This is a genomic window from Micromonospora sp. WMMD1128 (genome assembly GCF_027497235.1).
Taxonomy (GTDB): Bacteria; Actinomycetota; Actinomycetes; order Mycobacteriales; family Micromonosporaceae; genus Micromonospora.
In genome coordinates, this window is sequence record NZ_CP114902.1 from 6,725,653 (window position 1) to 6,737,966 (window position 12,314).

General features: G+C 72.0%; 11 protein-coding genes. 7 read left to right on the plus strand and 4 right to left on the minus strand.

The window, feature by feature from the left end:
* Positions 1 to 693 precede the first annotated feature (693 nt).
* The 3 genes from O7602_RS30525 to O7602_RS30535 all read left to right on the plus strand — a co-directional run bounded on the left by O7602_RS30525 (position 694) and on the right by O7602_RS30535 (position 3,497).
* Entirely contained in the window at positions 694 to 2,067 is a 1,374-nt protein-coding gene (locus O7602_RS30525) for a histidine kinase (protein ID WP_281586042.1), read from the plus strand.
* Positions 2,034 to 2,702: a response regulator transcription factor gene (locus tag O7602_RS30530; RefSeq protein WP_281586043.1), complete on the plus strand. Its 669-nt coding sequence runs from the start codon at positions 2,034 to 2,036 to the stop codon at positions 2,700 to 2,702. Before O7602_RS30525 ends, O7602_RS30530 begins: the two co-directional genes overlap by 34 nt.
* Before the next feature lie 135 nt (positions 2,703 to 2,837).
* Positions 2,838 to 3,497: a LuxR C-terminal-related transcriptional regulator gene (locus O7602_RS30535; RefSeq protein ID WP_281586045.1), complete on the plus strand. Its 660-nt coding sequence runs from the start codon at positions 2,838 to 2,840 to the stop codon at positions 3,495 to 3,497.
* An 82-nt stretch (positions 3,498 to 3,579) separates the two neighbouring features.
* Here O7602_RS30535 and O7602_RS30540 read toward each other — a convergent pair whose 3' ends face one another.
* From O7602_RS30540 to O7602_RS30555, 4 genes are all read right to left on the minus strand, one after another.
* The gene (locus tag O7602_RS30540) at positions 3,580 to 4,260 is read right to left on the minus strand and encodes a response regulator transcription factor (RefSeq protein ID WP_281586046.1); all 681 of its coding nucleotides are present in this window, start codon (positions 4,258 to 4,260) and stop codon (positions 3,580 to 3,582) included.
* A gap of 102 nt (positions 4,261 to 4,362) precedes the next feature.
* On the minus strand, positions 4,363 to 5,115 hold the full coding sequence (locus O7602_RS30545; protein WP_281586047.1) for a hypothetical protein: 753 nt from the start codon (positions 5,113 to 5,115) through the stop codon (positions 4,363 to 4,365).
* Positions 5,116 to 5,143: 28 nt separating this feature from the next.
* Positions 5,144 to 5,878, minus strand: coding sequence for a sulfotransferase (locus O7602_RS30550; RefSeq protein WP_281586049.1), 735 nt, complete (start codon positions 5,876 to 5,878; stop codon positions 5,144 to 5,146).
* Positions 5,875 to 6,699 carry an inositol monophosphatase family protein gene (locus O7602_RS30555; protein WP_281586050.1) on the minus strand — a complete coding sequence of 275 codons (825 nt, stop codon included), beginning with the start codon at positions 6,697 to 6,699 and terminating at the stop codon, positions 5,875 to 5,877. Before O7602_RS30555 ends, O7602_RS30550 begins: the two co-directional genes overlap by 4 nt.
* Before the next feature lie 267 nt (positions 6,700 to 6,966).
* On the opposite strand from O7602_RS30555, the gene O7602_RS30560 reads away from it, so the two are divergent.
* The 4 genes from O7602_RS30560 to O7602_RS30575 all read left to right on the plus strand — a co-directional run bounded on the left by O7602_RS30560 (position 6,967) and on the right by O7602_RS30575 (position 12,314).
* Complete coding sequence (locus O7602_RS30560) at positions 6,967 to 8,244, plus strand: aspartate aminotransferase family protein (protein WP_281586051.1); 1,278 nt, start codon at positions 6,967 to 6,969, stop codon at positions 8,242 to 8,244.
* Positions 8,241 to 9,275 (plus strand): Gfo/Idh/MocA family oxidoreductase, encoded by a 1,035-nt coding sequence (locus O7602_RS30565; RefSeq protein ID WP_281586052.1) that lies wholly within the window; start codon positions 8,241 to 8,243, stop codon positions 9,273 to 9,275. The genes O7602_RS30560 and O7602_RS30565 overlap by 4 nt, the downstream gene beginning before the upstream one ends.
* Positions 9,272 to 10,426, plus strand: a complete 1,155-nt coding sequence (locus O7602_RS30570) for a hypothetical protein (protein WP_281586054.1) — start codon at positions 9,272 to 9,274, stop codon at positions 10,424 to 10,426. Before O7602_RS30565 ends, O7602_RS30570 begins: the two co-directional genes overlap by 4 nt.
* Positions 10,427 to 10,541: 115 nt before the next feature.
* The gene (locus O7602_RS30575) at positions 10,542 to 12,314 is read left to right on the plus strand and encodes a fatty acyl-AMP ligase (RefSeq protein WP_281586055.1); all 1,773 of its coding nucleotides are present in this window, start codon (positions 10,542 to 10,544) and stop codon (positions 12,312 to 12,314) included.

Genomic DNA, 12,314 nt, shown 5'->3' on the forward strand with positions numbered 1-12,314 from the left:
CCTCTATTGTTCGGGTCGCCGGCGAGTAGCTGCCGACGGTATACGCGAACCTGTTTCCTGGGCATGGACAACGATTATCCTGATTGCCGGAATGCGCGGGCTCGCCCTCCCCTGGGCGGCTTTATCGGGCCTGGTGCCCAACTGATCGCAGGCGGCCGGGTCGCCGACCTGTTCGAGCCCGCTTTCCAACCCGCGTCGGGGCGTTCGGAGCGCGGCTGTCGGCCCGCCGACGCTGGCGTGCACGATGGAATTCGATGCCGTATGGATGGAGTGGAGTGGATAAGAGGGTATGCCGACCCGCTGGTCCGAATGGGAGGGCAAATTCCACCAGACTCGTAGGTGATATCGGTTGACGGTCTGCGCAGCTGTCCGGTTCGAGCGCTTGGGGCCGCTACGGCGGCTGTGGGTGAGTAAGGACCGCTTTTGCGGAAACTCCTATGCAATTTACGGGCCCCCGGATTAATCGACGATGCGATAGCATTGATGTCGATCGCGGAGACCCGATCCAAGCGGATTGATCATCTTCAGGGATCGCGTCGCGACCGCCGAGCGAACGTTCGTCGGTCTCGCCACCCTCCAGTGGTCGGCTCCCATCGGCTACCGACCGCGGAGGGACGATTGGTCCGGCTTCCGATGCCCGTCAGGGTCAGCCGAGTCGACGCGGGACCAGCGTTGCGAAGCGCGGCTGTCGCGATGCTGGTCTGTGTGATGCTGGGCGGCAGCCTGGTCGCCACCGTTCGGGTGATCCGGTCCGGTGACCCGGAGACCACGCTATTCGTCGCGACCGCGCTGGCGCTTGTCTGTTCCTACGGCACCGCCGGGATGATCCTGATCGGGTCGACCGCCAACCCGTTGACCGGCATGCTGTTCTTCGCCGTCGCGATGGTCTGGTTGGCCCGTGGCATCGGGCCGCTGCAAGGCGTCTCGGGCACCGGCACGGCCGCCGTCGCGCACGTGCTGATCTGGACTCTCCTGGTGGCCATCCTGGTCACCCAGCCGCACAGCCGTACGCTCACCCGGGCGGACCGCGTCCTGCTGGTGGCCGCGCTCGGCGGGTTGCCGCTGCTGATCGTCGACAGTCGTGCCGCGCCGTCCAGCCCGATCGACCCGTGCCTGGCCTGCCTTCCCGCGCCGGGCTGGGCCACCGAGCCGTACCAGCCGGTGGCCGCGCGGCTGGTGGTCGCGGTGGTGGCGATCTGGCTCGCCGTCCACCTGATCCGGCGCTGGCAGGGCGCCCAACGGATCGTCGCGGTTCCGGGCGTCCTCATCTGTCTGCAGGTGTGCGCGGCGGCGGTGGTGCCCGTCCTGACCACCCCGGCGCACGTGGCCTGGCTGGTGGGCAATGCCGCGGGTGTGGTGCTGCAGATCCTGATACCGCCGCTGATTCTGCTCGCCCTTGCGCGTGGATGGCAGGCCGACGCCGCGCTCTGGGAACGCCGGTACGAGCAGGAGGCGCGGAACGGCCGGCACCGGGCACGCAGCGAGATCGAACGGGATCTGCACGACGGCGCGCAGTTCCGGCTGATCAACGCGACGCTGCTGTTGCAGATGGCGCGCAGGACCATCCGGGACACCGCCGAGGCCGACGCCCACCTGGACACGGCGGTGACCGAGCTGACCATGGCACTGACCGAGTTGCGGCTGCTGAGCAGAGGGCTGCGTCCGCCCGCCCTGGATCGGCGTGAGCTGCACGAGGCGCTTGCCGCGTTGACCGTCAACACGCCGGTGACGGTGCGGATCGAGGGTCGGCCTCGTCTGGTTCCCCGTGAGGTGGCGGAAGCCGCCTACTTCGTCGTGGCGGAGGCGTTGAGCAACGCGGTCCGGCACGGTGGCGCCTCGACGGTGGTGATCCGGATGCGCATGGAGGAGAACTGCCTGCACCTGGAGGTGTGCGACGACGGCTCCGGCTCGACCCGGGCCCTTGACGACGAGGACAGCCTGAGCCACCTCAGCCGCCGCGTGGAAGCGCTTGGTGGTCGGCTGGAACTGGAGAGCCGACCCGGGGTCGGCACGACGCTGCGGACGGTGATCCCGTGCGTATCGTCATCGCAGACGACGCGGTGCTGATCCGGGAGGGCTTGTCAGCCCTCCTGCGGCAGGCCGGGATGACCGTGCTCGCGGCGGTGAAGGACGCGCACGAACTGCTGGACGCGGTGGCCGCGCACCGTCCGGACGCGGCGATCGTCGACATCCGGATGCCCCCGACCTACACCACCGAGGGCCTGGCCGTCGCCGAGCGGATCCGGCGGGACTACCCCGGCATCGCGGTGCTGGTCCTCTCCATGCACATCGAGACGGAGTACGCGCTGGCGATCGTCAACTCCGGCGAGGGCGGCGTCGGATACCTGCTCAAGGAGCGCATCCTCGACGTCGAGCAGGTGGTCACCGCGTTGCGTGAGCTGACGAACGGCGGAGCGGTCATCGATCCGGCCCTGGTCGAGGAGTTGATGGCCCGGCACCGCACGGGCGGCCGGATCGACCGCCTGACCGTCCGGGAGCAGGAGGTGCTGGCACTGATGGCGCAGGGCCTCACCAACCGGGCGATCGCCGACCGCCTGCGTCTGAGCAGCAAGACCATCGAGTCGTATGTGACAAGCATCCTGGAGCGGCTGCAGATCGACGCGGCGGAGGGTGTGCACCGGCGGGTGCGGGCGGTGCTGATGTACCTCCGGTCCAACAGTTCCGCCGGCTGGGGGGCGTAGGGCGGTCGAGCCGGTGGAAATCCGACTCCCGGGCCAGGGATTCCCCGGTACCCGCCCCGTTCGCCGATGGCTACGTTTCAATCACTGTCCGCGTCGCACGCGCAGGGGCGCGTACGACGGCAACTCGGGGGAGAGATGACGCAGAACGGAGCCATGGAAGCGGAGCCGAAGGCCATCGAGGCCGAGGGCGCGGGGTGGCGCCTGGCAACGCGAGTGATCAGAGCGGCGCGCGACGAGGTGCTCGCGCTGATCCCGGCCAACTGTGCGCTGATGTCGGAACCGGACCCGACCCGGGTCGGCTGGTCGGGGGCCGCCCAGGTACGCGCGGTCGTGGCCGGGGAGACCCTACTGGACCGGAGCGCCCGGCTGAAGGCCCTACTGGGCGTCCGGGCCGATGTGCGGAGCGGAAAGCACTCACCGACCCTGATGGTCGTGCTGGACCGCAACCTGGCGATCGTGTCGCGGGGCGGGGCCGCGTCACCGCTGGCGGTTCGCTCGCCCACCGCGGTGCAGGCGCTGGTGACGATCTTCCAGCATCACTGGTCCGAGGCTCGGGCGGATGAGAACAACCTGCACGGCAGGCTCAACCCGTTGCAGCGTGACGTGCTGCGGCGGTTGGCCGGCGGGGCCACCGACGACGTGGTCGCGCGGGCGCTGGCGGTGTCCACCCGCACCGTCCAGCGGCAGGTCACGCAGATCATGCTGATGCTCGGTGCCCGGAGTCGGCTCGAGCTCGGCATCAAGCTGGCCGCGCACGGGCTCTACGAGCGGCCCCCGCTGCCGCAGGCGGCCTGAGGAAGAGTCAAAGGTGGCGGCGCCGGGGGGCGTCGCCACCTTCGTGGTCTCCGAGCGCCGGCACGATTGCCCGGCGCCCGCCCTACGCGCACTCCACCAGGCCGGAGCGGATGGCGGTGACCACCGCCGACGTCCGATTGGTGCAGCCCAGCTTGAGCAACACCCCGGCCACCAGCCGCTTCGCCCCGTGGTCGGAGATCTTGAGGCGTCGCGCGATCTGCTTGTTGCTCAGCCCCTCGACAAGCAGCAACAACGTCTCGTGCTCGCGCGGCGTCAGCTTGATGGGCGCCATCGACGAGGGCGTGCGGCGGATGCCCGCCCGGGCCAGCAGTTGCTGCGCCAGGACCGCGGGCATCGGCACCTCACCGGTCATGATCGCTCGCAGCGCGTTCTCCAGGGTGCGACCGGACAGGTCCTGCTGGAGCAGGAAGCCGTCCACCACGACGCCGTCGGCCAGCACCGCCTCGGCGGCACGGGCGTCGTGGATCAGCATGACGATCTTGCTGTCCGGGGCGATCAGCGCGGCGGCCGCGATGCCGGCGACGCCGTCTGCCGCGTTGACGACGAGCACTTCCGGTCGCTTGTCGACGGCCTCGGTGAGCAGCTCGGGCATCGAGCGGTAGGCGCGGACGGAAGTGGTCATGGCCAGCCCGCGGAGAGCCACGCTGAGGCCGTCCCGCAGGATGTCGTTGATCATTACCAGGCCGATGCGCAGGCTTGCCGACTCGCGGTGCGGATGGTGTTCGACGATCGTCGCGGTCATGACCGCGCTCCTCTCACTCGGAGTCACACGAATCATCGAAACCGACAACGGCACGCTCCATCCAGGACCATGTCTCGTTCCGGACATGCTCCCGCCGGGGGGTCATCCGCCGGGAGAGGTCTCCAGCAGGGTGCCGAGCACCTTGCCGAACTCCGGCGAGGCCAGATAGTTGCGCGCGCCGCGCACCCGGGGATCGCAGTCGAGCGACACCCGCCCGGTGACGCCGGCCGGAGCGGTCCCGGTGGCCAGGAGCAGCGTGTCCTGCACGTCGGTGAGATCCACCCAGGTGGCCGGCCCGGACGCCGGCGGTCCGACGACCGGGGGATGTGGTGCGCCCAGGGTGATCAACGCCGGAGCGGCGGCGCCGGCGTCGGCCAGGGCCAGCGCGGCGGCCACCCCACCCAGACAGTGGCCGATCACGATCTCGGTGTCCGGGCCGAGCGCCGCGCGTACGTCGTCGACCGCCGGGTGCCCGGCCGCCGGGCCGCCGGCGAACGCCAGCACCTGACGCAGGGTCCCGGTCAGCTCCTCGACGGTGAGGCCGCAGAAGTATCGGGACCAGGCCAGGCGGGCGGCCAACGCGTCCTCGCCGACGGGCTCCGCACCGGCTTCGGCGTCGAAGGTGGCGGCCCGCCAGCAGCGCCGCAGCAGTGCCGCCTCGGCGGCCGGATCACCGTCCCCGAGGGCCGGCACGCGGTCCGGGGCGTCGAGGTTGACCAGGGCGGCATCCGGCGCCACCGCCGGATAGCCGGCCAGCGCGAGGCCGTCCTCGATCGAGCTGATCCACTCCCGGCGGACCGAGTCGTCGGAGCGTCGTGGTCCGCCGGTGCCGTGCACGATGAGCAACCGGGACATCCGTTCTCTCCTCTCAGACGAAGCCGGTTCAGGCGGCTGCGGGCAGCCGGTAGCCGTACCGTTCGACCCGGTCGGCGAGGTCGGCGAGGTCGTCGTCGGCCCCCGGGCCCTGCCGCCAGGCGTGCAGGTATCGGGTGTTGGTGTCCCGGTCCAGGTCGCCGACGTCGAAGGTGGGTGGGATGCCGGCGAAGGCCGCGATGGCATCAAGCGTCCGCCCCGGGTCGTCCATCAGGTCCTCGTAGCGGACGGTGAGCAGCGCGTCGAGGTGCGTGGCGTCGGCCCGGGCCAGTTCGTAGGCGTGCAGCCAGTGCTCGACGAGCTGCCGCACGGTCAGTGCCGGCGTCCACTTCCGGGTGCTCATCGCCACCCCCACCGGATGCCTGGTGACGAGCACGAACCGGGAGCCCGGGAAGAGCCGCTGGAAGAACCGGAACCGCAACAAGTTCGGCGGCGACTTCTCCAGCAGGACCGGACGGTCGGGATCGAGATAGCGGCCCCACTGCTCACGCAGCAGGCGGGCGGTGGCCGGGGTGGCCAGCTCGTGGTGCTCGGTCATGTGCGCCCCGGGCGCGTACGCGAACCGCCCCGGACCGCCGTGCTGCTCGTCGTAGGGGCAGACGGTCTGCAGGTACTGACCCTCGTCCATCGGCGCGCCGGTCTGCCGGAACCCGGCCACCTGCGGATTCGTGCCGACAAGCGCGGCCAGCAGGGTGGTGCCGCTGCGGTGCATGCCGCCCATGAACAGAAAGCGCCCGGGTGTCACCTGGTCTCCGTGAGGCTGTCGGTGTGCAGGGCCTCGCCGACCGCGCGGCCGAGGGTCTCGTACGCCGGGGCCCACGCGACGAAGCTGCCCCGCCGCCGGGTCGGCAGCGGATCGGGGTGGCTCAGGTAACCGCCGCCGGTCGCGGTGACGAGCGCCCGCCCGGCGGCGGTGTCCCAGTCGTAGACGTCCGCGTTGGCGGCCAGGTCGGCGCGGCCGGCCGCGACGTACGCCAGTGCCAGCGCGGACGAACCGAGCCGTCGTACGTCCGCGGCGGCGGTGAGCAGCGCGGCCAGCAGATCGGTCTCGGCGCGGGCCGGCGGCCCGCCGGCGTTCGGGATGTCGCACAGCACGAGCGGCGGCGCCGACGGCGCGGACGTACGCCCGGACAGCCGGGCGCCGTTCAGCCACGCGTAGCCGTCGGCCGCGGTGAACAGCTCCTCGTGCACCGGGTCGTAGACGCAGCCGCCCACGGTACGACCGGCGATCCGCAGGCCGATCGAGACGCAGAAGAACGGGATGCCCCGGACGAAGTTGTAGGTGCCGTCGATCGGGTCGACGAGCCACACCGGATCGTCCGCCCCGACGGCGGGGCCGTGCTGCCGGCCGCCTTCCTCACCCACCACCGTCGAGTTCGCGGCAGCGCCACGCAACGCGGCGCGGATCAGCTCCTCGGCGGCCAGGTCGGCCTCGGTCACGACGTCGTGGGCCGCCTCCTTCGTGGATGCCTCCATCGGAGCGCCGAACCGCTGCCGGAGCAGCCGGCCGGCGTCGACCGCGGACTGCGCCGCCACGTCGATGAGGTCCTGCACGGTGCTGGTCACGGCGCCACGCTAGCCGCGTCCCCCGCGGTGCCGCGCTGCCCGGACGTGTCAGCCGTCCGGGCATGCCCATTCGTCGTGGCCGATCGAGGCTCCCGGGCTCGCCGCCGGATCCCGAGCATGGGCGGAAGCGGCCCGCGGTCGGCGTGACCGGTGCACCGGCCGCACCCGAGAGGCGGAGCGATGGCAGAAAGTTCAGGCGGCGGCCGACGTTTCGGGCGTTCTCCCGACCGGCCGCGTGGTGCTCAGCACTGGGCCGCTGAGCAGGAAGTGATCGGACCCGGCCTGCAGGCCGTCATGCTCTGGGCACAGTTGTGCGTCGAGTCCGCCGCCGGCGCGGTCCTGGTCGACTCGGACGGCAACGAGATCATCGACTTCCAGGGGGCCGGCGGGGTCAACTCGATCGGCCACGCCAACCCACGCCTGATCGCCGCCCTCACCGCCGAGCTGGCCACCGCGCCGGCCGGGGCGTTCGGGTCGGCCGGCCGCCGGGCGATGGCCGAGTCGCTGCGTGAGTTCCTGCCGCCGCCACTGGACCGGATCCAGCTCTACAGCGGTGGCACCGAGGCGGTGGAAGCGGCGCTGCGGCTGGCCAAGTCGGTCACCGGCAAGCACGAGTTCCTGTCGTTCTGGGGTGGCTTCCACGGCAAGACGCTCGGCAGCCTGGCGCTCACCGCCGGGGCGCGGGCCGGCCTCGGGCCGCTGCCCCCGGGCTATTTCAGCGCGCCGTACGCCAACTGCTACCACTGCCCGCTCAAGATGACGTTCCCGAGCTGCGGCTTCGCTTGCGTGGAGACGGTGCGGGACACCATCAAGGAGAACTCCACCGGCGCGCTGGCGGCCCTCGTCGTCGAGCCGGTGCAGGGCCGGTCGGGAAACGTGGTGCCGCCACCGGGCTACCTGAACGCGCTGGCCTCGGTCGCCGACGAGTTCGACGCGCTGCTGATCGTCGACGAGATGATGACCGGTTTCGGCCGTACCGGTGAGTCGTTCGCCTTCCTGCGTGACGAGGTGGCGCCGGACATCGTCACGGTCGGCAAGGGGATGGGCGCCGGATACCCGGTCACCGGGGTGATCTCCACCGCGGAGCTGATGGCCGCCAGCCCGTTCTCCGACCCGAGCGCCAGCTCGTCCAGCTTCGGCGCGTTCCCGCTGGCCTGCCGGGCGGTCGCCACCACCACGGACGTCCTGGTCGACGAGGACCTGCCCACCCGGGTGGGCAAGCTCGGCGCCGAGATGCTCGCGGCGCTCGAACCGCTCGTCGACGAGTCCCCGCTCGTCGGCGACGTCCGGGGCGCCGGGTTCGCGATCGGCATCGAGCTGGTCGCCGACAAGCAGTCCCGCCGGCCGCTGGACAAGGGCACCTTCCGGGAGACGTTCCTGGCGTTGCTCGACGCCGGGGTGCTGGTGATGACCGGGGGCACCACCCTGCGCCTCTACCCACCGCTGAACGTGGACGCGGAGCTGGCCGAGCAGGCCGTCGAGATCATTCGCCGCGTGTTGACCGACGGCGCGGCGCCACAGCACCTTGAGGAGGGACCGGCATGAGGATCGCCGTCATCGGCTTCGGCACCGCGGGGGAAGGGCGACTGCACGCATACCGTACGGTCACCGCCGGCCGGGTCGTCGCGGTGCTCGACCCGTCACCGGAGCGGCGGGCCCGGGCCCGGCGGCTCGACCCCGGCCTGGCCACCTACACGACGTTGGCCGAGCTGCTCGCCGCCCAGCCGGTGGACGCGGTCGACATCTGCACCCCACCGAACCACCACGTCGAGCTGGAACGCGAAGCGCTCGCCGCCGGTCTGCACGTGATCTGCGAGAAGCCGGTCGCGGTGCGCACCGACGAGGCACTCGACCTGATCAACCTGGCCCGGGACCGGGGCCTGCTGCTCTACCCCGCGCACAACTACGGGTTCTCGCCGATGATGCGGGTGCTCACCGGCGCGGTCACCGGCGGGCGGCTCGGCGGTCCGCTGCGGGCCCGGTTCCGGATCGCCCGTGACTCGCACGCCCGCGGGGTGCCGGGATGGCAACCGGACTGGCGTCGGGACATCTCGGTGGCCCGGGGCGGGATCATGCTCGACCACGGGACGCACTGCGCGTACATGGCGACCCAGATCTTCGGCGAGGCGCCGCGGACGGTCTCCTGCGTCGCGCAGTGGGCGGACGGCGGCGCCGCCGACGGGATGGACGTGGCCGCCCGGCTGGACCTGGATTTCGGCGACGGCGGGACCTGCGAGATCGACCTGAGCTGGGTCAGTGACACCCGGTCGAACCGCTATCTGGTCAGCGGCCCGGACGGCACGGCCGACGTGCACGACGGGGTGGCCGAGGTGCGTACGGCGGGCGGGGTGGAGCGCACCGACCTGGCCCCGCCGACCCGCGACCAGACCCACCAGGAGTGGTTCGGCGGCATGTTCGCCGACTTCGCCGGCCTGATCGCCACGGGCACCGGCTGGGACCGGCCGATGCGGGAGGTCGTCACCACGACGGCGCTGATCGAGGCGGCCTACCGGTCAGCCGGCCGCGGTGGAGAGCCGGTCGTCCCGGGCGGCCTCTCGGCCGCGGAAGCGCGGTGACGGCCACCGAGATCCGGCTCAGCGTGGCGATCATGCACCACCCGCGCCGACGGGAGCGCATCCCACCGCTGGTGCGCGACTGCGCCCCGCTGGCCGCCCGGGTGGTGACCGACCCGGAACCGGACGGGTTGCCCAGCCCGTTGCGTACCGCGAAGGTGGCCTGGCGCTCGGTCGCCGCCGGCGCCACCCACCACCTGGTGTTGCAGGACGACATCCGGCTGATCCGGGGCTTCGCCACCCAGGTGCACCGGGCGATCGCGGCCCGTCCGGAACACGGGATCTCGCTCTACTCGCACTGGGACAGCCCGCAGAACTCGTACCTGGTCCGCCGCGCGGTGATCGCCGGTTGGCCGTTCGCGCCGCTGTCGCGGGTCGAGTGGACCCCCACCCAGGGGTTCGTCCTGCCGGTGACGTTGGCCCGGCAGTTGGCCGACTACCTGGCCGGCATTCCGGACGACGTCAAGGACGACGACGAGATGGTGGTGATGTTCTGCCGGGAGGCCGGCATCCCGGTCGTCGGGACCGTGCCGCACCTGGTCGACCACCGGTTCGATCCGACGATCGTCGGGCATCCGGGCCGGTTCCACGCCACCGTGTTCCTGCCGGCCCCGGCGCTGTCGTCGGCGTACTGGCAGTTCAGCGCGAGCGCCGAGGAGGCCCTGGGCCGGCGGTGCCGCTTCGACGAGAAGCTGCCCTACACCGTGCAGCTGCATCGCAACCGCTGCCTGCTGCGACCGCTGCGGCCGGGCACCGGGGAACCTGTCGAACACGGTTTCGGCTGGTACTGGGCTGATCACTGCGGCCTGGTCGGGGTGACCGTGAGTCAGGTGGTGGACGGGTTCGACCGGCTGCTCGAGGTGACCGGCCTGCCGCCGGGTCTCCACTGGCGACTCGCCCTTGAGGTGTGGGCGGCCGGCTACCTGCTCGGCGCGGACGCGGTGACGGTCCGCCGTAAGGAGGCGGACGGGGTCTGGCCCCCGGCGGCGGTCGGGGCCGGGCTCGCCCAGGCCGCGATGACCAGTTGGATCACCTCCGGCCTGGCGGAGCCGGACGCCACCGCTCTGACCGACGAACAGCGGGCGGCGCTGGTCGCGGTCGGCCTGGCCGGGGTGTCGCAGGGGTGGCTCGGCGGCTGGCAGGAGACGCCGTGACGGCCTGGCATACCTGTTCGGCTACCCCAACCGCCCGCTCGATCGAGCCTTCTGCATCTGCCGGATCCGGCGGGACGCTGGTCCGGCACGTCACCGACACGCGGGGGAGCGCCTGATGCCCGATCACGAAACCTTCGTCGACCTGCTGCAGGAGCGTGCCGCCAGCCACCCGGAGCGACCGGCGTTGATCTTCGACGCCGACCCCGGACCGGGCGACGCCGCGGTGCGTACGGTGTCGTGGGCCGACCTGGCCGCCCGGGCCCGGCAGATCGCCGCGCTGCTCGCCGGCACCGTCCGCCCCGGTGACCGGGTGCTCGTGCTGAACGAGCCCGGCACCGCCTTCGCGGAGAACTTCCTCGGCGTCCAGCACGCCGGGGCGATCCCGGTGCCGGCCCCGCTGCCGGACGGATACCGTCGGCAACGGGACCGGCTGGCCGGCATCGCCCACAACGCCCGGGTGGCCGCCGTGGTCACCGACGCCGCGGCCCTCGACGCGGTCCGCGACTGGGCGGCCGAGTGCGGGCTGTCCGACGTGCCGTGCCTGGCCTTCGACGACGTTCCCGCGGACCGGACGACGGCGTGGCGGCGGCCGGACATCGACGGGTCCACCATCGCCTTCCTGCAGTACACCTCCGGCTCCACGAGCGACCCCAAGGGCGTCGTCGTGGACCACGCCAACCTGGTGCCCAACCTGCGGGCGTTCAACGAGATCCTGGGTGGCGGCGAGGGCGTACGGGTCGGCGGCTGGCTGCCCATGTATCACGACTTCGGCCTCATCGGACAGTTGTTGGCGCCGCTCTCGCGGGGCGGGTGCAGCGTCGGGATGTCGGCCACCACGTTCCTCAAACGCCCCGTCACCTGGCTCCGGCTGATCGAGCGGCACGACGTCGAGATCTCCCCGGCGCCGAACTTCGCGTACGACCTGTGCACCCGACGGATCACCGACGAGCAGATCGCCGGCCTCGACCTGTCCCGGTGGAAGCGCGCGGTCAACGGCTCGGAACCGGTGCAGGCGACCACCCTGGCCGCGTTCGGCAGGCGATTCGCCGCCGCCGGGCTGCGACCGGAGGCCATCTGTCCCGGGTACGGCCTGGCCGAGATCACGCTCAGCGTCAGCGGCGCCACCATCGGTCGCCCGCCGGTGGTGCTCACGGTCGACGCCGAACAGCTGGAACGACACGTCGTGACCCCGGTCGACGACGGCCACCCGGAACCGGTGCGTGACCTGGTCAGCAGCGGCGAGTCCACCCCGGAGTTCGACATCCGGATCGTCGATCCCGCCACCCGGTCGCCGCAGCCGCCGGACCGGATCGGCGAGATCTGGCTGCGTGGCGCCAGCGTGGCCCGGGGCTACTGGGCCAACCCGGAGGCCACCCGGGAGGTGTTCGACAACGAGCTGGCCGACGGCGAGGGCGGCTTCCTGCGTACCGGGGACCTGGGCCTGCTGCGCGACGGCCAGCTCTTCGTGACCGGCCGGATCAAGGAGCTGCTGATCGTCAACGGCCGCAACCTGTACCCGCACGACATCGAGGTGGCGGTGCGCGCGGTGGACGAGAGTCTGTCCCGAGGCGTCGGCGCCGCCTTCACCGTCGAGGTGCCGCACGAGGAACTCGTCGTGGTGCAGGAGTGCCGGGCCCGCTCCCTCGACCCGGCGGCCCGCGCCGCCGTGGTCGCCGCGATCCGCCACCTGCTGTCGCGGGAGTTCGGGACCGGCGCGGTGAGCGTGGTGCTGGTCCGACCCGGCACGGTGCCCCGCACCACAAGCGGCAAGATCCAGCGCGGCCTGGCCCGGATGCTCTTCCTGACCGACGCCCTCGGCGCCGAGCACGAGCAGCTCACCGACGGCGCGCGGGCCGCGCGCCGGGCCGGCGACCCGGTGCGGGCCTGA